This is a genomic window from Lysobacter enzymogenes (assembly GCF_017168095.1).
GTDB classification, from domain to species: domain Bacteria; phylum Pseudomonadota; class Gammaproteobacteria; order Xanthomonadales; family Xanthomonadaceae; genus Lysobacter; species Lysobacter enzymogenes_D.
Map to the genome: position 1 here is coordinate 1 of NZ_LXSD01000400.1, position 22,637 is coordinate 22,637.

17 protein-coding genes are annotated in these 22,637 nt (G+C 69.0%); 4 read left to right on the forward strand and 13 right to left on the reverse strand.

Annotated features, from left to right (window positions below; all coding sequences use genetic code 11):
- The first annotated feature begins 294 nt into the window (after positions 1-294).
- Entirely contained in the window at positions 295-1,083 is a 789-nt protein-coding gene (locus A7A76_RS16675; RefSeq protein ID WP_206412252.1) for a TetR/AcrR family transcriptional regulator, read from the forward strand.
- A gap of 267 nt (positions 1,084-1,350) precedes the next feature.
- Here the strand turns inward: A7A76_RS16675 and A7A76_RS16680 are convergent, their stop codons facing one another.
- The gene (locus A7A76_RS16680; protein ID WP_206412253.1) at positions 1,351-2,445 is read right to left on the reverse strand and encodes an ABC transporter ATP-binding protein; all 1,095 of its coding nucleotides are present in this window, start codon (positions 2,443-2,445) and stop codon (positions 1,351-1,353) included.
- 391 nt (positions 2,446-2,836) lie between these two features.
- Here A7A76_RS16680 and zwf point away from each other — a divergent pair, with 391 nt between their 5' ends.
- From zwf to pgl, 3 genes are all read left to right on the forward strand, one after another.
- The gene (gene zwf, locus A7A76_RS16685) at positions 2,837-4,345 is read left to right on the forward strand and encodes a glucose-6-phosphate dehydrogenase (RefSeq protein ID WP_428995181.1); all 1,509 of its coding nucleotides are present in this window, start codon (positions 2,837-2,839) and stop codon (positions 4,343-4,345) included.
- Positions 4,342-5,331, forward strand: coding sequence for a glucokinase (glk, locus tag A7A76_RS16690; RefSeq protein ID WP_206412255.1), 990 nt, complete (start codon positions 4,342-4,344; stop codon positions 5,329-5,331). The genes zwf and glk overlap by 4 nt, the downstream gene beginning before the upstream one ends.
- A gap of 444 nt (positions 5,332-5,775) precedes the next feature.
- On the forward strand, positions 5,776-6,522 hold the full coding sequence (gene pgl, locus A7A76_RS16695; protein WP_206412256.1) for a 6-phosphogluconolactonase: 747 nt from the start codon (positions 5,776-5,778) through the stop codon (positions 6,520-6,522).
- Between the two features lie 343 nt (positions 6,523-6,865).
- On the opposite strand, the gene A7A76_RS16700 is transcribed toward pgl, so the two are convergent.
- The 12 genes from A7A76_RS16700 to A7A76_RS16755 form a co-directional block, all read right to left on the reverse strand.
- Positions 6,866-10,105, reverse strand: coding sequence for a discoidin domain-containing protein (locus tag A7A76_RS16700; RefSeq protein ID WP_206412257.1), 3,240 nt, complete (start codon positions 10,103-10,105; stop codon positions 6,866-6,868).
- Between the two features lie 323 nt (positions 10,106-10,428).
- Positions 10,429-11,265, reverse strand: coding sequence for a carbohydrate ABC transporter permease (locus tag A7A76_RS16705; protein ID WP_206412258.1), 837 nt, complete (start codon positions 11,263-11,265; stop codon positions 10,429-10,431).
- On the reverse strand, positions 11,262-12,140 hold the full coding sequence (locus A7A76_RS16710) for a carbohydrate ABC transporter permease (protein WP_206412259.1): 879 nt from the start codon (positions 12,138-12,140) through the stop codon (positions 11,262-11,264). The genes A7A76_RS16705 and A7A76_RS16710 overlap by 4 nt, the downstream gene beginning before the upstream one ends.
- Positions 12,137-13,474: a sugar ABC transporter substrate-binding protein gene (locus A7A76_RS16715; protein WP_206412260.1), complete on the reverse strand. Its 1,338-nt coding sequence runs from the start codon at positions 13,472-13,474 to the stop codon at positions 12,137-12,139. Before A7A76_RS16715 ends, A7A76_RS16710 begins: the two co-directional genes overlap by 4 nt.
- 28 nt (positions 13,475-13,502) lie before the next feature.
- A complete protein-coding gene (locus tag A7A76_RS16720) occupies positions 13,503-15,173 on the reverse strand; it encodes a glucoamylase family protein (RefSeq protein WP_206412261.1) in 1,671 nt (556 codons plus the stop codon).
- Positions 15,174-15,258: 85 nt separating this feature from the next.
- Positions 15,259-18,291 carry a TonB-dependent receptor gene (locus tag A7A76_RS16725; RefSeq protein ID WP_206412262.1) on the reverse strand — a complete coding sequence of 1,011 codons (3,033 nt, stop codon included), beginning with the start codon at positions 18,289-18,291 and terminating at the stop codon, positions 15,259-15,261.
- Between the two features lie 102 nt (positions 18,292-18,393).
- Positions 18,394-19,452 (reverse strand): LacI family DNA-binding transcriptional regulator, encoded by a 1,059-nt coding sequence (locus A7A76_RS16730; RefSeq protein ID WP_343225355.1) that lies wholly within the window; start codon positions 19,450-19,452, stop codon positions 18,394-18,396.
- A gap of 213 nt (positions 19,453-19,665) precedes the next feature.
- Positions 19,666-19,947 carry a BolA family protein gene (locus tag A7A76_RS16735; protein WP_241201001.1) on the reverse strand — a complete coding sequence of 94 codons (282 nt, stop codon included), beginning with the start codon at positions 19,945-19,947 and terminating at the stop codon, positions 19,666-19,668.
- Between the two features lie 2 nt (positions 19,948-19,949).
- Complete coding sequence (locus tag A7A76_RS16740; protein WP_206412264.1) at positions 19,950-20,249, reverse strand: YciI family protein; 300 nt, start codon at positions 20,247-20,249, stop codon at positions 19,950-19,952.
- A 109-nt stretch (positions 20,250-20,358) separates the two neighbouring features.
- On the reverse strand, positions 20,359-20,598 hold the full coding sequence (locus A7A76_RS16745) for a hypothetical protein (protein WP_206412265.1): 240 nt from the start codon (positions 20,596-20,598) through the stop codon (positions 20,359-20,361).
- 165 nt (positions 20,599-20,763) lie between these two features.
- Complete coding sequence (locus tag A7A76_RS16750) at positions 20,764-22,119, reverse strand: peptidoglycan-binding domain-containing protein (protein ID WP_206412266.1); 1,356 nt, start codon at positions 22,117-22,119, stop codon at positions 20,764-20,766.
- Between the two features lie 82 nt (positions 22,120-22,201).
- Positions 22,202-22,637 (reverse strand): hypothetical protein (locus A7A76_RS16755; protein WP_206412267.1); only part of this gene is annotated, 436 nt, incomplete at its 5' end.

The window sequence follows — 22,637 nt, forward strand, 5'->3', positions numbered from 1 at the left end:
GCCGGCAGCGGCGACGGCCCGGCCCGCGCCGCGCGACCGCCGGCGATCGCCCGCAATCGGCAAAGCCGCCGCCGCAACGCTTCGCCAACGCCTTCACGCCGCGAATGCGACCGCCATCGAACTCATGGAATATTGCGACGCAGCGTGATTCGCTGCCGCACGTGTGCCAGAAAGCGCCCTGACCATGAGCCGCGCAGTCGCGTCCTATCCCGCCGCCGCCGCGCGGCCTCCCCCGGAGGGTCCGGCGCAAGCCGCTGAATGAGCACTAGCCTCTGAATGAGCACTCGCCTCTGAATGAGTACGAAACTCCTCAACGCCGGCCACACCAAGGCGCGGCTGCTGGAAGCCGCCGAGGCGCTGTTCGTCGAGCACGGCTACGAGGCCATGTCGCTGCGCCAGATCACCACCCTGGCCGGCACCAACCTGGCCGCGGTCAACTACCACTTCGGCGGCAAGGAAAGGCTGATGCAGACCTTGCTGCACGCGCGCCTGGACCGGCTCAACCAGGAGCGCCTGCGCCTGCTGGCGGCGTGCGAGCGCCAGTACGGCGATGCCGGCCTGGACGCCTCGGCGGTGCTCAGCGCGCTGTTCGTGCCGGCGCTGCGCATGAGCCGCGCCAGCGAGGACGGCAGCGGCTTCGTGCGCTTGCTGGGGCGGGTCTACAGCGATCCCTCGCCGTTCGTGCGCAACTACCTGCGCGAACACTACCAGCCGATCTTCGGCCGCTTCTTCGAAGCGTTCGCGCGCGCGCTGCCGCAGGTCTCGCGCAACGAGCTGGGGATGCGCCTGCACCTGTGCCTGAAGGCGCTGTCGGGCCTGCTGGCCGGGGAGAAGCTGGACGAGCTGATCGCGTCGCTGTGCATGGGCGATAAGGTCAGCGACGCGCTGATGCTGGCGCGCTTGATCAGCCTGCTCTCGCCGACCCTGACCGCGCCGTTCGGCGACCGCGAACAGATCGCCCAGGTCGAGCGCGTGGTGCTGCTGGCCGATACCGCGGCGGCCGCGGCCGATGCGCAGGCGGTGAACGCGGGCAAGCCGACGGGGGTACTGCCGCCTTGGGCGGCGGAGACGGTGGAGGCTTAGTGCCGGGCCGCGGCGGGCGGCCGAAAGGCCCAGAGCAAGATGGATTCCGGCTTTCGCCGGAATAACGGGGCGTAAACGGCGAAATCGGTGTTCCGATCTTCGCTTCGTTCACCATAATTCCAGCGAATCTTTCGCCGTCATTCCCGCGAATCGCCCACCGTCATTCCGACGAATCCCAACCGTCATTCCGGCGAATCCACAACCGTCATTCCGGCGAAAGCCGGAATCCATTTTTGCTCTCGGCGCCGCTTCACCCGCGAGCCCGCCTCACAACCGCAACTCGCTCTCGCGGTCGAAGAAGTGCATGCGCTCGGCCGCATACGACAGATGCACCGTGTCGCCGGCCTTGGGCAGGTCGAACGGCGGCAGGCGCAGGACCAGGTCGCTGCCGCCGCAGGACAGATTGAGGAAGGCTTCGTTGCCGACCGGTTCGACCACTTCCACCTGGGCCGGCACCGTATGCGGCCCGGCGTCGGCCAGATGCATGTCCTCCGGGCGCAGGCCGACGATGAGCTCGCGGCCGAGATAGCCGCGCACCTTCTCCAGCGCCTCGCCCTGCGGCCGCAGGCGCAGGTCCACGCCCTCGCCGATGCGCAGGTGCAGGCCGCCGTCGCGCTCGCCCACCGGCCCGGTCAAGGTGTTCATCTTCGGGCTGCCGAGGAAGGTCGCCACGAACAGGTTCACCGGCTGGTTGTACAGCGCCATCGGCGTGTCGATCTGCTGGATCTTGCCGTCCTTCATCACCACGATGCGGTGGCCCAGGGTCATCGCCTCGACTTGATCGTGGGTGACGTAGACCATGGTGGTGCCGAGCTGGCGGTGCAGCCGCGCGATCTCCACCCGCATGGTCATGCGCAGCTTGGCGTCGAGGTTGGACAGCGGCTCGTCGAGCAGGAACACCTGCGCCTTGCGCACCAGCGCGCGGCCCAGCGCGACGCGCTGGCGCTGGCCGCCGGACAGCGCGGCCGGCTTGCGGTCGAGCAACGGCTCCAGTTCCAGCATCGCCGCCGCCTCGGCCACCTGGCGGGCGATCTCGGCCTTGCCCAGGCCGCGCAGCTTGAGCCCGAAGCCGAGGTTCTCGGCCACGGTCATGTGCGGATACAGCGCGTAGCTTTGGAACACCATGGCGATGTCGCGGTCTTTCGGCGGCACCTCGTTGACCCGGCGCTCGCCGATGCGCAGCTCGCCGCCGCTGATGGTTTCCAGCCCCGCGATCATCCGCAGCAGGGTCGACTTGCCGCAGCCCGACGGCCCGACCAGCACCAGCAGTTCGCCGTCGGCGATGTCGAAGCTGGCGTCGGCGACGCCGACGTAGCCGTTCGGATAGACCTTGCGCAGATGCTGCAGACTGACCTTCGCCATGAATTCTCCCGACTGAGCGACCGGGCGGTGCATTCGGCCGCGCCCTGGGCTATTCTGCCCATGTAACCGTTTTCATGCACGCCCTTTCGAGGGTCCGGACCGCCTTCAGGCCTGCCCGCCATGATCGACCGCCCCGCCGCCCGCGCTTCGTCCGCGTCGCCGCGCCCTGCCGGCGCTGCGCTGCGTATCGACGACGGCGTCGCTGCTACGCGGACGCTCGCGCAGCGTCGCGTGCCCACTGGCGGCCACGCGCGAGTGCGCGCCCTGCCCGCGACCGCGCGCCGGCACGACCGCGCACAACCGCGCTGCGGCCTGCGCCTGAGCCGCTCGCCGCTGCCACGCCCGCCCTGATTGCACGGGCAAAGTTCGCCCGCCGCCCAGGCTAGCGACTATGCTTGGGCGCCGGCCGCGAACGCCACTTCGCGCCGCCCCGCGCGGCGTCCGGCCTTCCCCCCTTTCCTCTTGGTCCGTCCGCTCCATGCACGACACTCTGCTGCTGTTCGGCGCCACCGGCGATCTGTCCCAACGCTACCTGTTCCCGTCGCTGGTCCACCTGTGGCGCGACCGGCTGTTGCCGGCGTCGCTGCGCATCGTCGCGGTCGGCCGCCAGGAACACAGCGACGAGGAATTCCGCGCCTGGCTGCGCGAGCGCATGGCCGGCGAAGTCGCCGACGATCCGGGCATCGTCGAGGAACTGCTGGGCCGCATCGCCTACGTCTCGGTCGACCTGCGCGACGAGGCGGCCATCGCCGCGGCGCTGTCGTCCTACGCCGACCGTGCGAGCGTCAGCTATCTGGCCACCCCGCCCGACCTGTTCGTGCCCTGCGCCAAGGGCCTGAAGGCCGCCGGCCTGCTCGAAGGCGAATCGCGGCTGGTGCTGGAAAAGCCGATCGGCCGCGACTTGGCCTCGGCGCGCGAGATCAACGCCGCGTTGCGCGCCTGCCTGGACGAATCGCGGATCTTCCGCATCGACCATTACCTGGGCAAGGCCGCGGTGCAGAACCTGCTCGCGCTGCGCTTCGGCAACACCTTGCTGGAAGCGGTGTGGCAGCACCGCTGGATCGAGTCGGTCGACATCTTCGTCGGCGAGACCGCCGGCGTGGACGGCCGCGAAGGCTATTACGCGGGCTACGGCGCGCTGCGCGACATGGTCCAGAACCACATGCTGCAGCTGCTCGCGCTGATCGCGATGGAGCCGCCGTCGGCGCTGGACGCCGATTCGATCCGCGACGAGAAGCGCAAGGTGCTGCGCGCGCTGCGCCCGGTCGGCGCGGCCGACGCGGCCCAGCGCACGGTGCGCGGGCGCTACGGCGCCGGCGTGGTCGAGGGCCGCGCGGTCAAGGGCTTCGTGCACGAGTCGCCGGTGGAGACCTTCGTCGCGGTCGAAACCTTCATCGACAACTGGCGCTGGGCGGGCGTCCCCTTCCGTTTGGTCACCGGCAAGCGCCTGGCCGAGCGCGCCACCGAAGTGGTGGTGTCGTTCCGGCCGACCTCGCACTGGCTGTTCGAACGCCCGCGCCGCGGCCGCGAACGCCCCAACCGCCTGCGCATGCGCCTGCAGCCGGACGAGACCATCGAGCTCGGCCTGATGGGCAGCCTGGCCGCGCCGGAATGGGGCGCGCTGGAGCTCAAGCCGATGTCGCTGGACCTGTCGATGTCGGCCTCGCCGCAACGGCGTATCGCCTACGAGCGCCTGATCGTCGACGCGCTGCGCGGCAACCAGACCCTGTTCGTGCGCGACGACGAAGTCGAAGCGGCGTGGCACTGGATCGACAGCATCGAAAGCGCGTGGAGCGAAACCGCGCAGCCCGCGCTGGAGTACCCGGCCGGCTCGTGGGGCCCGACCGAAGCCGAGCGCTTCCTGCCGCCCACCAACGGCTACCGCGGGGCCCAGGCATGACCGGCGCGTTGTTGGCCGATATCGGCGGCACCAACGCCCGCTTCGCCCTGGCCGCCTCCGACCCGTCCGCGCCGGCGCTGCTGCCCGACAGCGTGCAGGTCTACGCGGTCGCCGATTTCCCCTCGCTGGCCGACGCCGCGCGGCATTACCTCGACAAGGTCGGCGCCTCGCCGAGCCACGGCGTGTTCGCGGTGGCCGGGCGCGTCGACGGCGACGAGGCGCGGATCACCAATCATCCGTGGGTGATTTCGGCGGAAAGAACGCGGATCGCGCTGGGGCTGACCCGGATCGATCTGGTCAACGATTTCGCCGCGCAGGCGATGGCGGTGTCGTTGCTGGGCACCAGCGATGTGGTGCCGGTCGGCGGCGTGCGCTGGCACGGCTGGAACGACAGCGGCGACCGCACCTACGCGATCATCGGCCCCGGCACCGGCCTGGGCGTGGGCGCGCTGCTGCGCCGCGACGGCCGCTTCTATCCGCTGCAGACCGAAGGCGGCCATGTCAGCTTCGCGCCGAACAATCCCGAGGAGATCGACATCCTCAAGCGCCTGTCGGGGGAATTCGGGCGGGTTTCGAATGAGCGGCTGATCAGCGGCAGCGGCCTGGTCAACCTGCACCGCGCGCTGAGCCAGATCGCCGGCGAAGACCCCGGCCCCTTGCAGCCGCAGGACATCACTGCGATGGCGCGCGAAGGCGACGTGCGCTGCCTGCGCGCGATCGACGTGTTCTGCGCGGTGTTCGGCGCCGCCGCCGGCGACCTGGTGCTGACTCTCGGCGCCTGGGACGGCGTGTTCCTGCCCGGCGGCCTGGTGCCCAAGCTGATGCCGTGGCTGGCCCACTCGGGCTTTCGCCAGCGCTTCGAAAACAAGGGCCGATTCTCGCCAACGATGGCGCGGGTGCCGACCCTGGCGGTGACCCACCCGCAGCCCGGCCTGCTCGGCGCCGCCGCGCTCGCCGCGCAGTGCGCGCTCAAGGCCGCCGCGTAACCGCGCCGCTCCTCCCGTAGGAGCGGCGCAAGCCGCGACCCGGCCAACGCAACCGCCGACACAACGCCGATCAGGCCGCCCTCACCCGGCGGCCTGTTTCGTCGCCGCCAAAACCGCAAGCGCAGCCCTCCACCACCCCGTCATTCCGGCGAAAGCCGGAATCCATTTTGATTTTGCTGTTCGCCAGTGCGAATCAAGAGCAACGTCAAAATGGATTCCGGCTTTCGCCGGAATGACGGTTATCGGAATACGGTAACGCCCCTGCGGGCAGCCGCGGCGTCCATCTCCCGTCTGTCGTCTCCCGCCCTTCGTTCCGCCCCTCGCAGCGACATCGCCGCCCCTCGCCAATCTCAGTTGGATGCGCATTCCAACCGCCCGCACATGAGGCATCAGTCACATTCAGTCAGCACGCCGGCTTAAACCGGCGCATGCGAAGATCGCCGCATGCTCGACGACCCCACTCCCGTCCCGCACGATCCCGCCCAGCCCGCGGCCGCGCCGTACCGCTGGCACGAGCACCGCAACGCCGACGCCTGGATCTGGGCCAGCGCGGTGGCCATCGCCGCCGAACTGCGCCGCGATCTCGCCCAACGGCCGCGCGCGCGCCTGCTGCTGTCCGGCGGCTCCACCCCGGCGCCGGTGTACCGCGCGCTGGCGCGCGCGCCGCTGGACTGGGCCCGCGTCGACGTCGCCCTGGTCGACGAACGCTGGCTGCAGCCCAGCGACCCCGACAGCAACGCCTGGCTGGTGCGCAGCAATCTGCTGCGCGACAACGCCGCGATGTCGCGCTTCGAATCGCTGACCCGTCCCGGCCACGGCATGGAGGAAGCGGTCGCCTTCGCCAACGCCCACGCCCGCCAGCACGCCAGCGCCGCGGTGCTGGGCATGGGCGAGGACGGCCACACCGCCTCGCTGTTCCCGGGCATGGCCGCGCTCGACCGCGTGCTGGCCTCGCGCCAGCCCTACGTCGCCATCGACGCCGGCGGCTCGGCCGGCGCGCGGCAATGGAGCAAGCGCATCAGCCTGACCCCGGCCGGGCTGGCGTACGCGCAATCGCGATTCCTGTTGATCCAGGGCAAGGCCAAGCGCGAGGTGTTCCTGCAGGCGCTGGCCGACGGCGACGCGAAACGCTGGCCGGTGCTGCTGGCGATGCAGGGCGAGGTGCCGCTGGACGTGCATTGGTGTCCGTGAGGGCGCGGCGTGTCGAGGGACGCGTGTTGTGCGGGCGCGACCGAACCCACCTGCCGTCATGTGCGCGAAGGCGGGCATTCGGGGCTTCATCGTGGCAGGACTCTGAAGTCTCTGGATCCCCGCCTTCGCGGGGATGACGGCTGGAAGAGGCGCGGGGCAACTCACCTAGTGGAAGAAACGCCGCGATACCCACCTGCCGTCATGCCCGCGAAGGCGGGTATCCAGGGCCTCACCGCGACAAGACTCCGAAGTCTTCGGATACCCACCTTCGCGGGGATGACGGCGTGAAAGATTCTCAGCGCCCCGACAAATCCACGATCGGTTTCGGCCGAACTGCAAAACCTCACTTCACCTCGACCGTCACCCGCGCCGGCGCCCGCTCGATCCGCAGCTCGCCGTCCTTCCACTCGCGCGCCTTGCCATCGACCCGGGTCCGCCCAGGCGCCGTCGCCAGCGGCCACTTCAGCGCCAACCCGCCCGGCGGCACGCGCAAGCCGGGCTCCAGCTCGAACACCACCTGCGAACCTTCGCGACGCAGGCGATACCCCAGCGCGCCGTAAGGCGTGCGCAGGCCCGAGACGCTCACGCCCTCGCCGTCCAGCCACGCCGCCGGCACGCCCGCGGCCAGCACCAGCGACCGGTCCAGGTCGCGGGTGTAGGCGAAGATCTCCAGCACCGAGCGCACGTAGTCCGACTCGACCCAGGCGTGCGGCAGGTCGCCGACGAAGAACGGCTTGCGCGGCGTGCGCGACACCACCTCGGCCCACTGGTTCCAGCCGCGCGGCTGCTGATCCTTGAAGAAGAACGCCAGCGCCTCGTGCGCGCGCTCGCGCCAGCCCAGGCGCACGAAGCTGCCGACGGTGCGCAGTTCGTAGGGCGTGTAGTCCTTCCACTCGCGGCGGCCGTCGCGGCGGTCGACGAACTCTTTCCAATAGCGCTGGAAGGTGTTGTCGAGCAAGGGCTGCGGCAGCCAGCCCTGCTCGCCGCCGGGCGCCAGCGCGATGGTGGTCGAGGTGGCATCGAAATCGCCGAGTTCGGCGGCGCCGGGAATGTAGTCGATGCCGTGGCGGCGCGCGGCGTGGCCGATGGAGGCGTACAGATCGGCGCGGAACTCGTCGCGCGAGGCGGCGAACGCGCGCGCCTGCTCGTCCTTGCCCAACCACTGCGCGATCTCGACCGCGTCCTTGTAGCCGCGCAGCGCCCAGAAATTGTCCCAGTACGAATGCATCGGCTTGGCCGAATAGCCTTCGTGGCTGATCGAGGCCGGCATCATCCCGTAGAACGCAGGATCGCGGGCGCGATTGGCCTCGGTTCGTTCGCTCGCGCGCAGCTGATCCATGTAGCCGACCGCGCCGACCACGTGCGGCCACATCTGCGCCAGCAGCTCGCGGTTGCGGTCGTAGCGGTACTGCTCGGCGATGGCGAAGATCAGCTCGCCGTGGCTGTCGTTCTCCGGCACCGGGTCGCTGCCGCGGTCGTCGACGCAGCACGGCACCTTGCCGTTGGCGAACTGGTACGGCGCGTACCAGCGCAGGAACTGTTCGGCCACGTCCTCGCGGCCCAGGCGCAGCAGGCCTTCGTTGATCATCGCGCCGTCGCGGATCCAGGCGCGCGCGTAGGAGCGCGTGCCCGGCTGCAGGCGCGGGCCGGTGCGGCTGATCAGCATGTGCGCCAGCGCGGTGCGCAGCGTATCGACCACGTGCTGGCCGGCCGCGGGCACGCGCAGCTTGACCCGGTCGAGCTTCTCGCGCCATTGCGCCGCGACCAGCTGCTGGCGCGCCGCGACCTCGGCCTCGTCGGCGAAACCGTCGTCGTCCTCGCCGATCAGCGCCGTGCTCCAGACGAACTCGCGCGACTGCCCCGGCTTGAGCGTGACCCGATACACCAGCGCGGCGGACGCCATCGCGTTGCGGTCGTGTTCGACGCCGGTCTGCACCGCGCCGCCGAAACGCCGCAGCAGATCGCCTTCGGGCGTGCAGTCCCCGCACTCCCGCGTCCAATCGGCCTGCGCCAGCCGCTTGACCACGTCGCCATGATCGAACGTCGCCGCCAGGCTCGCATCGGCGGCGCTGGCCTGGATCCGCCGCGCCGCGCGCAGGCCGTCGCCGCCTTCGACGCTGAAGCCGTGCTTGTCGCTGCGCAGGCTCTCGATGCGGCTGACCCCGCCGACCTGGCTGAGGAACTGGGTCGGCGGATTGACCTGCAGCGGCCGCAGCGCCAGCACGAAGCGGTAGCTGCGCTCGCGCGCGGTGTCGTTGCTGAGCCGGTAGCGCGCCATCAGCCGCGAACCGCCGCCGGCGTCGCGACGGTCGTCGGCGAAGGCGGTGATGTCGAGCTTGAACTGCGGGTGCCGCCAATGCGCCGAAGGAATCGGCAGATAGCCGTCCTGCAGGCTCTGCGAGGTCTGCGCATCGGCCCAGCTCGCCAGCTTGCCGTCGCTGACCACGAACGGCTCCAGGCTGAAAGCGCCCTTGCCTACCTCGATCGCGCCGTCCTCGCCGATCAACGCCTGGTCGGTGCCGCCGTCGACGCCGATCAGGGTCCAGTACGGCTGCTCGCCGCTGAAGCCGCGCGGGAACCGGCCGCGCGGCGCTTCCAGGGCGACGGCGCGGACGAAATCGTTGGGCGTGGCGGCGAACTCCAGCGGCTTGACCTCGAATTCGGCCAGCTCGATGTCCGCCTTCGGCCCGGCCAGCGCGGTCAGGCGCAGATAGCGCGCCTGCGACTCGGGCAAGGCCAGATAGTCGGCACCGCCGTCGCCATCGCCGAGCGCGAGCGCATCGCGCCAGCGCCGTCCGTCGTCGGACAGCGCGAGCCGGTAGGCCGAGGCGTAAGCGTCGCCGAGCCAGCGCAGCACCACGCCGCCGAGCTCGCGCGAACGGCCGAGGTCCACGGTCAGCTGCGGCGGCTGGGACGGGTCGAGCTTCGCCCGCCACGCAGTGTCGCGATCGCCGTCGACCGCATTGCCCGCCGCGCCGTCGGGCAACGACGCGCTCGCGCTGGCGCGGCCGTCGTACGGCCCGCCCGGATCGACCGGCAGCGGCTGCAGGCTCAGCGAATCGAAACACACCGAGCCCTTGCCGCCGGCGCTGTTGTAGACGGTGAATTCGAGCCTGGCGCTGCGGCGCAGGCTGGGATCCGGATCCGGGCCCCAGGCGCGCGAGATGTGGCGCTTCTTGTAGACCACCGGCGTCCACTGCTTCGGGTAGTCGTAGCGCGGCTTGTTGACCCACCACACATTGTCGCCGCTGGCGTCGACCAGCTTGAACTGCAGGTCGTTGGCCGGCGAATCGCTGCGCAGCCGGAACGCGAACTGGTAGTTGTCCGGGTACTCCAGCGGCAGCTCGCGCTGCAGGCCGGCATAGCCGGAGACGCCGTTGAAATCGTAGTCCAGGCACAGCGCCGCGCCGTCGGCGCCTTCGGTCTTGCGCAGCTTGGCGCTGACCTGATCGGAGACGACGACTTTCCACGGCGCGGCGGATTCGAAGTCGTCGAGCAGGCGCGGCGCGGCGATGGGTGCGGCGGGTGCGACGGACGAAGCGGCTTGAGCGGAACAGGCGAACGCCAACAAACCCACCGCCATCATCGCGCTCCCCCGCGCCTGCCCGAACCTCCACACCTGTCCGAACCCCCATATCTGTCCGAACCTGCGCACCCGCCCGAACCTCCACACCGTCATTCCGGCGAAAGCCGGAATCCATTTTGCCGTTGCTTCCGCATCCCCCGCCACGAGGCTCGATGAAGCAAAATCAAAATGGATTCCGGCTTTCGCCGGAATGACGGTGAGGGGGAAACGCGCCATCCCGGAAAACCACTTCGCCATCGCTCGCACTCCTTCCGCCGCGGCTCGCGGCCCATACATCGCGACCATCGCCCCCCGGGCGCCCGCGAGCGCCCGGCGCGGCCTCAACCCTTGACGCTGCCGACCAAGAGCCCTTGCAGGTAGTACCGCTGCAGCACCAGGAACAGCAGCAGCACCGGCACCACGGTCACCACCGACCCGGCCATCATCATCTCGTTGTCCTGCACGTGCTCGCGCGACAGCGAGGCCAGCGCCACCGGCAAGGTCTGCAGGTGTTCGTCGCTGAGCACGATCAGCGGCCACATGAAATCGTTCCAGGCGCCGAGGAAACTGAACATCGCCAGGGTCACCAGGATCGGCCGCAACGCCGGCAGCACGATCTGGAAGAAGATCCGCAGCTCGCCGGCGCCGTCGATGCGCGGCGCCTCCAGCAGTTCGTCGGGGATCGAGCGCGCGTACTGGCGCACCAGGAAAATGCCGAAGATGCCGGCCATGCCCGGCACCACCGCGCCGGCGTAGGTGTTGATCAGCCCCATCTGCTTGAGCATCAGGAACAGCGGCATCATCGACACCTGCGCCGGGATCACCAGCGCCGCCAGCAGCAGCCGGAACACGGTCTCGCGCCCGGCGAAGGCGAGCTTGGCGAAGGCGTAGCCGGCCAGGGTGTTGAGCAGCACCGCGATCACCGTGACCAGGGTCGAGACCAGGAAGCTGTTGAGCAAATAGCGGCCCATGCCCATGCGCGAGAACAGCTCGCTGTAGTTGTGCAGCGTGGGCGACTGCGGCCACAGCGGCGGCGGGAACGCCGCGGCCTCGCCGGGCTGCATCAGCGACACCGCCAGCATCCACAGCAGCGGCGCCAGGCTCAGCGCGGCCAGCGCGATCAGCAGGCCGTTGACGATGGCGCGGGCCAGCCACGCCGGCATGCCGTCGCGGTTCATTCGATCCCCCGGCGCCGCGCCAGCCACATCAGCGCGCTGGTGGTCGCGGTCATCAGCACGAACAGCAGGAACGCCACCGCCGAGGCGTTGCCGAGGTTCCACCACTTGAAGCCTTCCTCGTACATCAGGTACAGCACGCTGACCGTGCTTTGCAACGGGCCGCCCTGGGTCATCACATAGGGCTCGGCGAACAGCTGGAAATAGCCGGCCAGGGTCAGGATGCCGACCATCAGCAGCACCGGCCCGAGGATCGGCAAGGTGATGTGGCGGAACTGGCGCGTGGCGCTGGCGCCGTCGATGCGCGCGGCCTCGTACAGGTCTTCGGGAATCGCCTGCAGGCCGGCCAGGAAGATGATCATGTTGTAGCCGAAGTTCTTCCACACCGCGAACAAGATGATGCTCGGCATCGCCCAATGCGGATCGCCGAGCCAGTCGACCGGATCGATGCCCAGCGCCGACAGTCCCCAGTTGATGAGGCCGTAGCGGGTGTGCAGCAGATAGCGCCAGATCACCGCCACCGCCACCACCGTGGTCACCACCGGCGCGAAGAAGGCGGTGCGGAAGAACGGCTTGAACACGCCGAGCCTGGAGTTCAGCAGCAAGGCGGCGCCCAGCGACACCGCGATCGACAGCGGCACGCCGACCGCGACGAAGTACAGGGTGTTGCCCAGCGCCTTCCAGAACAGCGGATTGCGCAGCAGATTGAGGTAGTTGTCGAAGGCGACGAAGCGCAGGTTCTCGAGGTGGGCCAGCGCGTAGATGTCGAAGTCGGTCAGGCTCAGCGCCAGCGCGGCCAGCACCGGCAGGCCGAAGAACACGCCGATCACGCTCAGCGCGGGCGCGGCGAACACCCAGCCGGCGGTGGACGGTTTCATGCGCCCTCCCCGGCCGTCGCCGCCGGCTTGGCCGTGTGGTCCAGCATCCAGCGGCGTTTCTCGAGGATGCGGTCGGCGCGGCGGTCGAGTTCTTCGGCGGCCTGATCGACGCTCAGGCGGCCGTTGGCGAGCTGCTCGCCGACCAGCTTGATCTCCATCGCGATGCGCTCCCACTCCGGCACCTTCGGCGCCGGCCGCGCGCGTTCGAGCTGGTCGCGGAACGCGCGCGCATAAGGATCGGCGACCAGCGCCGGCGCGTTCCACGACTCGCGCCGCGGCGGCAGGTTGCCGGTCAGGCCGTGGAACTGCATCTGGGTCTGCGGCTCGGACAGGTACGCGATCAGCTTCCACGCCGCGTCCTGGCGCGGCGATCCGCGGAACAGCACGAAGCTGGCGCCGCCGGCGACCGACGCGCCCGGCCCGTGTTCGCCCGGCAGCGGCATGGTCATCCAGGTGTCCTGCAGATCGGCCGGCAGGCGCTTCTTGAACTCGGCGATGTTCCAGGGGCCGTTGACGTAGAAGCTGAAATAGCCGCGGCCGAACTCGTTCCAGACGTTGGCGATCTGGGTGTTGCTGGCCAGCGGCGCCCAGTTGCGCGCGAACGTTTCGCGATAGAACGCCAGCGCGCGCTTGAAGCCGGGGCTGCGGAAATTGCCGTAGCGGCCGCCGTCGCGCAGCAGCGGCTCGTCGGCCTGGATGCCCAGGTTCAACAGCGGCTCGGGTTCGTTGAGCGGAAACAGCACGGCGTAGCGGTCGGGGCCGACCTCGCGCTTGATCGCCGCCATCGCCGTCTTCCACTCGTCCCAGGTCGCGGGCGGCGCGGCGATGCCGGCCTTCTGCAGCAGGTCGCGGCGGTAGAACGGCAGCCGCGTTTCCACGTACCACGGCACCGCGTAGGCCTGCGCGTCGATGACGCCGGTGTCCCAGGCGCCGGCGAAATAATCCTGCGCGCGCAGCGACGGCGTCGCGCGGATGCGGCCGTCGAGCGGCTCCAGCGCGTCGAGCAAGGCGAACTCGGAAACCCAGGTGTTGCCGATCGCGCACACGTCCGGCAGCGAATCGCCGGCGAACGCGGTCAGCAGCTTCTCGTGCGCGGACGTGATCGGCAGCTGCTGCACCTGCACGCGGATGCCGGGGTTGCGGCGTTCGAATTCGGGGATCAGGCGCTGGACCATCTCGCCTTCGAAGCCCATCGCCCAGAATTTGACCACCGTGCGGCCGTCGCCGCGGCCGGAGCAACTGCCCAGCACGACCGTCAGCAGCGCCAGCGCGGCCAGCGCGAGCAGGTCGCGGGCGGCGGCGAAGCGCCGCGGCGTTCGCGCGCGCGCGCTCATGCCGTCGCTCCGGCCGTCGCGCAAGGCTTCATTCGGGTTTCGGCGCCGGCTTCGGCGGCGTGCGCCCGGCGCGCGATTCCGCCTCGCCCAGTGCGCGCGCCGTGGCCGGGTCCATCGGGCCGTCGGGCTTCGCCGCCGGCTTGGCCTCGGCGGCGGGCTTGTCCTTGCCCGCGTCCTTGCCGTCCTTGCCCTTGTCGCCCTTGCCGCTATCGGCCGGCGCCAGCCAGCCGCCCTTGAAGCCGGCGCGCTCCAGTCCGGTGCGGATGTAGGCGTTGCGCTTCATCACGTTCCAGACGAACTCGTTGCGGTAGTTGGTGATCATGGTCAGGATCGGCCCCTGGTCGATGCCGATGTAATCGCTCGACACCCAGCCCTGGTTCGGCACCAATCGCCCGGTCTTCAGCGGGATGTCGTAGTTGAAGCTGGGGTTGAACGAATCCAGGAAGCCGTAGCTGGAATAGATGTACTCGCCGTAGCGCCCGTGCATCGACACGGTGGTGGGGATCACGATCTCCGGCGCGAACGGCAGCGAGGCGATCGCCGCGGTCGGGGCGATGGTGCCGTCGTCGAAGTTCTCGCGCAGGCCGGCGCCGCGCGCGGAGTAATGGCGGAACTGGCGCTGCTCGCCGCGGTATTCCTGCAAGGTCTGCTGCGGGCCGTCGCTCGCGGTCAGGCCCCACAGCTCGGGGCCGTAGTCCTTCCACTTCATCGGATTGGCGATGGCGTAGGCGCGCTGGGCGTAGGCGGCGCGGCGGCTGTTCTCGAAGTAATCGATGCCGCGTTCGCGCATGTAGTCGTCCTGGATGCCGCGGAAGTCGATCCAGACGTGGCTGTACTGATGGCCGAACAGCGGGCCGAAGGCCAGGAACTCCTCGCCCTGGTACACGCCCCACACGTCGTTGTAGGTGCGCGTCCACACCGTCCAGGCTTCCGGCTCGACCGGATGGGTCGGCGAGCCCAGCGCCAGTACGTACAGCAGCATGGCCTCGTTGTAGCCCATCCAGTCGTGCTTGATGAAGCCCGACTCGGGGAACCAGCCCATCGAGATCAGCGGCTTGTTCTGCTGCAGCCACTGCCAGTCCACGCGCTTGTACAAGGTGTCGGCGATCTCGCGGATTTCCTTCTCGCGCGCGTCGTCGCGGTCGTAATAGGACTGGGTGAACAGCACGCCCATCATCAGCAGGCCGGTGTCCACGCTCGACAGCTCGACCCAGCTGTCGTAGCGCTCGCCCTTCTGCATGTCGAGGAAGTGGTAGTAGAAGCCCTTGTAGCTGCCCTTGCCGCTGGCCTGCGGGCCGGCCGGCAGGTCGCGCAGGAACTTCAGCGTGGTCAGGGTGCGGTCCACCGCCTGGGTGCGGCTGACCCAGCCGCGCTCGATGCCGATCGGATACGCGGTCAGCGCGAAGCCGACCGAGGCGATCGAGGCGAACGGGCGCGAGGGATAACGGTCGGGGGTCAAGCCGTTGCGCTCGTTGGTGGTGTCCCAGAAGAACTGGAACGTCCGCTTCTCGATGTCGCGGAACAACGGCGGCAGCTCCAGCCGCTCCTGCTTGAGCGGTTCGACCACGACCGGCTCGGGATTGACGATCGGCTGCGTCTGCGACTGCGTCTCCGGCTTCTTGCAGGCGGACAATGCGAGCACCAGCGCGCCCAGGACAGCGAAGCAAACCGCGCGCGTTGTCGTTTTCACCTGTTGCATGAAGCCAAAGACCCCTGTGTCTTCGTGGAAGCGTTGCCTTGAACGCCGCGGCCGGCCGCCCGCGATCGGGCGGCCGGCGCGAGGCTTACCAGTTGAAGCCCATCGACAGCTTGAACATGCGGGTCGGCAGCGAGATGTTGTCGCGCCGCTCGCCGAGCTTCGGATTCGGCGCGCCGACCGCGCCGCGGTAGGTGTCGAAGTCGATGTAGTTGCGCCAGTTGAACACGTTGAGCACGTCGCCGCGCGCCCACAGCTTGAAGCCGGCGCCGGTGTCCCATTCCTTCTGCAGCGCCAGGTCGAACTGCTTGAAGCCGATCGTATCGCCCGGCGTATACGGATCGAAGAAGCAGTTGTTCGGCCCGTTCTTGATGCAGTTCAGCGACTCTTCGGCCTCCGGGCTCGCCAGCGTCAGCTTGCCCGACAAGGTCATGCCGTAGAAGTCCATGATGCCGGTGGCGACGAAGCGATGCTTGGAGATGCCCAGCGCGCGCGAAAATCCGACGTCGTCGAGGTTCGGATAATCGAACGAGAAGATGTCGGAGTTGTTGCGGTTCTCCTTGGCGTCGGTGTAGGTGTAGGCGAAGCTCACGCCCCAGCCCGACTCCTCGGTGAAGGGCTTGTCCAGCGACAGCAGCAGTTGCTTGGTCTTGGTCTCCACCGCGTTGTTGCCGAGGAAGAACTTGCCGAAGCCCGGCAGGTTGTCGCCGAACGGCGCGCTGCCGAAGCTGACTCCCGGCGGGAAGAAGCTGCCGTCCGGACGGCGGTTGCCGAGGGTGAACAAGATGCCGTCCTTGCTGCGCACGTACACCGCGGTGGCCGAGGAGTTCCACTCCTGGCCGAACATCTCGAAGCTGTTGCGCATGCCCAGGCTGTACTGGTCGGAGTACGGCGTCTTGAGGTCGTTGTTGAGCAGGAACACCTCGCTGCCCGCGTTCGGCCGCTGCCGCGCCAGCGCCGCCAGCACCTCGGGGTCGTAGAAGCTCGGGTCGAAATTGAAGCAGTTCCCGTTCGGGGTGACCGTGCAGGCGTGGTTGGGCTGGTTGAACTGGTAGGTGATCTGCTGGAACGCGAGGCGATAGCGCTCGAAGGACAGGTAATCGAACTGGTTGCGGTTGTACGAGCGGCCGGCGCCGCCGAAGATCACGTGGCGCTCGTCGCCGGCCAGGTCGTAGGAGAAGCCCAGGCGCGGCTGCCAGCCGTCCTTGAACGCCTTGCGGTTGCTGCCGTTGCTGATGTAGTTGTTGTAGTCGTAATCGACGTTGGGATTGTTGATGTTGGCCCAGCCGCGCAGCGCCGCGACGAGGTTCGCCGGGGTGCGGAAATCCTCGTAGCTCGGGGTCTGCTCGTAATCCCAGCGCAGGCCCAGGTTCACGGTCAGGCGATCGTTGACCTCCCAGTCGTCCTGCAGGTAGATGCCGAACTGCTTGTTGCGCGACTTCACGCTGGGCGGGAAGTCGCCGGCGGTGCCGGAGAACACCACTTCGTAGGGCGTGGCGAAGTTGCGGATGTCGTAACGGAACTGCGGCGAGTACGGCTGCTTCTCCATCGCATTGATGTCGATCACCTTGTACTTCACGCCGGCCTTGACCGTGTGCCCGGTCCAGCCGCTCCAGGTGAAGTCGTTCTGCAGCGCGTAGCCCTTCTGGCCCTTGTCCTGGAAATCGCCGCCGCCGCCGAAGTACAGCACCTCTTCCATGTCGGGATTGTTCTGCGCCTCCTGCCCCTGCTTGGGCACGCGCAGCTGGAAGCCGTTCTGCAGCGTCGCCGGACGCGGGCCGAAGCTGACGTCCTCATAGGTCAGGTGCGCGTCGTTGAGCCAGTTCTCGGCGGTGTACTGGTAGCGCAGGTCCAGGCGGGTTTCCTCGCCGGCCTTGAGCGTGCCGTACTGCGGCAGCTTGGCGCCGCCGATGTTGGTCAGTTCGTCTTCCTTGCGGTACTTGGCGGTGAACTCGATCAGATGGTTGTCGCCGGGCGTCCAGTCGATCTTGCCGAAATACAGGTCTTCCTTGAACGGCGCGCTCGGCGACTGCCGGGTCATTTCCTGGAACTGCGCCGGCAACTGGTCGATGCGGTAGTTGCGGCCGGGAATGATCGCGCGCGGCGAGCTGTACTCCTTGGCCTCGTAGGTGAGGAAGAAGTGCATCTTGTCCTGGATCAGCGGACCGCTGAAGGACGCGCCGTACTGCTCTTCCTTCTGCTGCGCCTTGGGCACTTCGCCCTTTTCCTCGCGCGGGGTCTTCGCCGCCCACTGGTCGGAGGTGTAGTCCCAGAAGAAGCTGCCGTGGAAATCGTTGCCGCCGGACTTGGTCACCGCGGTGATCGCGGCGCTGCTGAGCTGGTCGTACTCGGCCTTGTAGTTGGAGGTGATCACCTTGTACTCGGCGATGCCCAACTGCGGGAACGGGTTGCCGCGGCTGGAATCCTGGCCGGTGATGCCGCCCTTGAGCACATAGTCCTTCTGGCCCACGCCGTCGACATAGACGTTGATGCCGTTGCTGAGCTGGGCGCCGCTGCGCAGCGAGGTCGAGCCTTCGGTGCCGGTCTTGAACTGCACGCCCGGGACGATGTCGGCGAAGGCGAGGAAGTTGCGCGAGGCCTGCGGCAGCGCGGCGATCTGCTTGTTGCTGACGTAGGTGGCGATTTCCGAGGTCTTGTTCTCGACCAGCGCGGTCGAGGTCACGGTGACCTTGTCCAGATCGGTGGCCTCGCCCGCCGGCGCGGTCTCGGCGACGCCGCCGGTGGACAGGTTCAAGGTCGCGGTCTGGCCCACCGCGACGGTGACGTTGCGGGTGTTGGTCTGGCCGTCGGCGTTGACGTCGATGCGGTAGGTGCCCGGCGGCAGGCCGGCCAGGGCGTAGCTGCCGTCGCCGCCGGTCTGGACCTTGCGCACCAGGCCGCTGGCGACGTTGGTCGCGGTCACGCTGGCGTTGCCGGACGGGCCGGCGTTGCCGCTGACCGTACCGCGGATGGTCGCGGCGGTGCTCTGCGCCAGCGCGGCCGGCGCGGCCAGCATCAGGCAGCCGGCCAGGGCGCAGGCCAGCAGGCTGCGGCCCGGGACGGCGCCGAAGCGCTGCCGTGGATGTCGGCCCGGGGTCTTATTGTGGTTGTCGTGATTCATCTGCGTTCCTCCCTCCAAGGAGCACGTGACTGCAGTGCAGCGCTGAGAAGCGGCATGTTTTGTAATCGCTTACACGCACGACCAAATTTTTTTCGCCCGCGATCAGGCGCCGCCCCCCCGGCGTAGTCCCGACTCGCGCACGATCAACTCAGGCCGCAACGGCTCGCTTTGCCGCGGTTTTTCTAATGGATTGGAATGCTCGCCGGGCGCCTGCGTCGCGTCCGCGGCCGGCTCGGGATTGAGCCGCGCCAGCAGCATGCGCGCCGCGCGCGCGCCCAGCTCGGCGATATTGACCCGCATGGTCGTTAGCGCCGGGTGGACGTAGCGCGCCAGCGGGATGTCGTCGAAGCCGGTAACGGCGATGTCGTCGGGCACCCGCAGGCCGCCCTGCACCAAGCCGAACAGGCAGCCCAGCGCCATCATGTCGTTGGCGGCGAACACCGCGTCGGGACGTTCGCGCGCGGCCAGCAAGGCGTTGCCGGCGGCGTTGCCGGAGGCTTCGTCGAAGCGGCCCGGCAGCACCCACTCGCGCGCGTCCGGCAACAGCCGCGCCAGCGCTTCGCGATAGCCGCGCAGGCGCTCGTTGGCGTCGAAGTTGTCCTCGGGGCCGGCGATGAAGGCGATGCGGCGATGGCCGGCCGCGACCAGGTGCTCGACCATCGCTTGCGCGCCGCCGTAGTTGTCGACGTTGAGCGACGGCGTTTCCGCCGACGCGTCCTGGGCGTTGATCAGCACGGTCGGCAGGGTCGCGGCCAGTTCCTCGGCGATCGACACTTGCGCGGCGGCGTACGGCGACATCACCAGCAAGCCGTCGACCCGGCCGCGCATCGCGCGCAGCGCCGACACCTGCTCTTCGGGCTGGCCGTGGTAGCTCGACACCAGCAGATGCAGGCGATGCTCGCGAGCGACCTGATCGACGCCGCGCACCAGTTCGGAGAAGAATTCGCCGTGCAGGTCCGGCAGCACCACGCCCAAGGTCTGGGTGCGGCGGCTGCTGAGGCTGCGCGCCGCCGCGTGCGGGGTATAGCGCAGGTCGTTGGCCACGGCCAATACGCGCCGGCGCACGTCCTCGGCGACGTTGCCATGGCCGTTCAAGGTCCGCGATACTGTCGCCACCGACACCTGGGCCGCGCGGGCGACATCTTTGATCGTCACGCTCACCACAGTCCTCGACCGCCCCTCGCGGCTGAAAGTGCGACGACTGTAAACGTTTTCAGGAACGAGTGTAAAGCGCTTGTTATGAAAAGCGTTTAGACGGCCGGAAAGCGGCGAAATCCCCGGCGAAAGCGTGCTGCGGCGCAGCACGAGTCCACGAGAAGCGAGCGCAAAAGAGCGAGCAGCGAGCGCAAGCGCTCTGCTCGCTCCTGGCCATTCTTAGCCTGCGGCTTCGCTCGGCGTCTTGGCCACGATCGCCAAGGCATGGATGTCGGTGGTCATCAGTTCGCCGACCGCGGCGTAGACCGCGCGATGACGCGCCAGCGGCAGCATTCCGGCGAAGGCCTGGCTGACCACGGCGACGCGGAAATGGCCGCGGCCGTCCTGCGCGCCGGCGTGGCCGGCGTGGCGGTGGCTCTCGTCCTCGATCTCCAGCGCCACCGGCGCCAGCGCCGATTCGATCGCGGCGCGGATCGCCGCGACCCGCTGCTCGCGCGGCAGGCTCACGGCAGCACCTTGCGGAACGGCCGCACCTCGACCCGCCCGTACACGCCGGCGTCGACATACGGATCGGCGTCGGCCCAGGCGCGCGCGGCCTCCAGGGATTCGAACTCGGCCACGATCGCACTGCCGCTGAAGCCGGCCGGACCCGGGTCTTCGGCGTCGATCGCCGGGCACGGGCCGGCCAGCAGCAGGCGGCCCTGGTCGCGCAGTTCGTGCAAGCGCTGCAGGTGCGCGGGCCGCGCCGCGGCGCGCTTGGGCAGCGCATCGGCGACGTCGTAACCCTCGATCAGATACCACATGGCGAACCTCGACCCGGCAACGTGGGGAAGCGCGCATTGTAGCGGCAGCCGCCGCGGCGCCGGCGCGGCGCGAACTTGCCCAACCCGGCGGTCCGCGTTGCCGCGCCGCTCAGCGCAGTTCCAGCGCCGCCGGCTCGGACAGCAGGCGCGCGTGGCGCGCGCCGCAGGCTTCGCAATCGATCACCTGGGCCAGGGCCATGCGCTGGCCGTCGCTGAGCGCCAGCACCAGGCCCGGGCGCAGTTGCACGCCCAGGCGGCGCACGTCGTCCGCGGTCGCGCGCGCGCTCAGGCGCAGGCAGCCGTCGGCCGCCGCATCGGCGAAGTCGGCGAAAATTCGGGCTTGCGCCACCGTCAGTCTCCTTACTGGAACGGGCGGACGTAGAAGCGGGCGGACTTAAAAGCAGCGAGCGGAGCTGAAACCGGTCGGGCATAGAAAACAGCCCGCATCGCGAGGATGCGGGCCGTTCGGGCGCGGCGCACCGCCGCGTCGCCGCGGCGGCGGGGCCGCCCGGGGTCAGGCGACCTTGGTCTGGCTCGACTGCTGGCTGCGCTGCTGTTCCTGCTGGCGCTGTTCCTGCTGCTGCGCCGACTGCGGCACGTCCTGCTGCAGGCGCTGGGTCGACTGCTCCACGCTCTGGCCCACCGCCTGGGCGCGGTCGATGTAGGCGCGCTGGTGGCCGGGATCGCTGGGCTGGCCCTGCACCGCGAACAAGCCGTTGCCGTTGGTGTTGGACACGACGGCGTCGATCTTGGTCAGGCCGGTGGCGCGCGCGTCGTAGGTCAGCGCGGCCGCGGCGCGTTCGATCTCCTGGTGGTTCTTGAAGCCGCCGAGCTTCTCCAGGCCGGTCACCGCCTGCTGGTACATGGCGTGGTCGCGGTGGGCCGGATCGGACAGCAGCGGGCCGGCGTTGGCGTCGTGGCGCGGCTGCGCGGTCTTGAGCTCGCGCAGGGTGTTGGGGCCGGCGATGCCGTCCACGGTCAGGCCCGGGTGGTCTTTCTGGAACTGCTCCACCGCGTGCTTGGTGCGGTCGCCGAACTTGCCGTCGGCGACCAGCGCCTTGCCCTCGGCGTCGCGGTAGCCCAGCGCGTTGAGCCGCTCCTGCATCGCCTTGACTTCCGGGCCGCGCTCGTCCTTGCGCAGCACGCCGTCGGCCATCGGCGCGGCCGGCGCGTCGTGGTGCTTCTCGCCCGGCTTGTGATCGTGCTTGTGCGCGTTGCCGGCGCTGGCGCCCGGGTTGTGGACGATGCTGCCCTTGCCCGACACGTCGCTGACCTGGGCCTTGCCGGTCAGGTTCTCCGAATGCGGCGGGTGCTTGTCGGTGGTGATCGCGCCGCGGTCCATGTCGCGGATGTAGCGATCCATCTGCGGCAGGTAGCTGGTGTTGATGTCGATGTGGACGTGCTTGCCGAACGCGTCGGACTTGCCCTTGTTGAAGCCGCCCTGGATGCCGACCGATTCGCCGTACTCGATCTTCTGGCCTTCGCGCAGGTGGGTGTTGCGCAGGTCCAGGTGGCGGTACTGGGCGATCATCTCGCGGCTGGGATCGTTGGCCGGCTTGTCGTAGATCTGCACGATGCCGTCGCGCGGATCGATCTTGCCGATGTAGCCGTTGGCCACCGCCGGCACCTTGACCGAGGCCGAGCCGCCGGCCTGCAGGACGAAGTCCTTGGACACGAAGTGATCGCCGTCGCGGGTGACGGTGGCCTTGCCGTTGTAGTTGCCGAGCAGCTCTTCGCGCTCGCCGTTGACCGTGCCGTAGACGCGGCCCTTCTCGTTGCCGCGGCTGGGGTGGTGGCGCTCGATGTCCTGGAAGTTGTGCACGTCCTGGGTCTTGCTGCCGACCGATTCGACGATCTTGTAGTTGGGCATCGTACTTCTCCTTGTCGATGTTTCATGCGCTTGCGCGCTGGGTGATGGGGCCGGACCCGCGTCGGTGGCCGCGGGCGCGCGATCAGCGCAGCTGCAGGGTCAGCTGCCAGCACCCTTGTTCGTAACCGAACACATACGCCTCGGGCGGGCCGAGGGTCTTGACTACTTCTTCGTCGGGCGAGAACTCGGCCTTGACGAAATCCAGGCGCATGCGGTCGCCTTCGAGCTTGCGGTCGAGCTGGATCCGGGCCAGTTCGCCGTCGGGCTTGCCCGGCTCGTAGTAGGACCATTGCGAGTCGACCAGGACGATCCGGAACGGGTCGGCCTGCTGCGCGCTCTGCCTGGCGATCAGCCTGGAGGGATCCTTGATGTCGCGCACTTCGATTTCCGGCGCGGTGTAGGCGGCGCGCTTGTCCGGTTCGGCGATGTAGGCCTCCAGGAACGTGGCGAAACCGTCCTCGGTCTTGGCGCAGGCGCCTTCGGGCAGCGCCGGGCGGGCGGCCGCGGGGGCGGCGGCC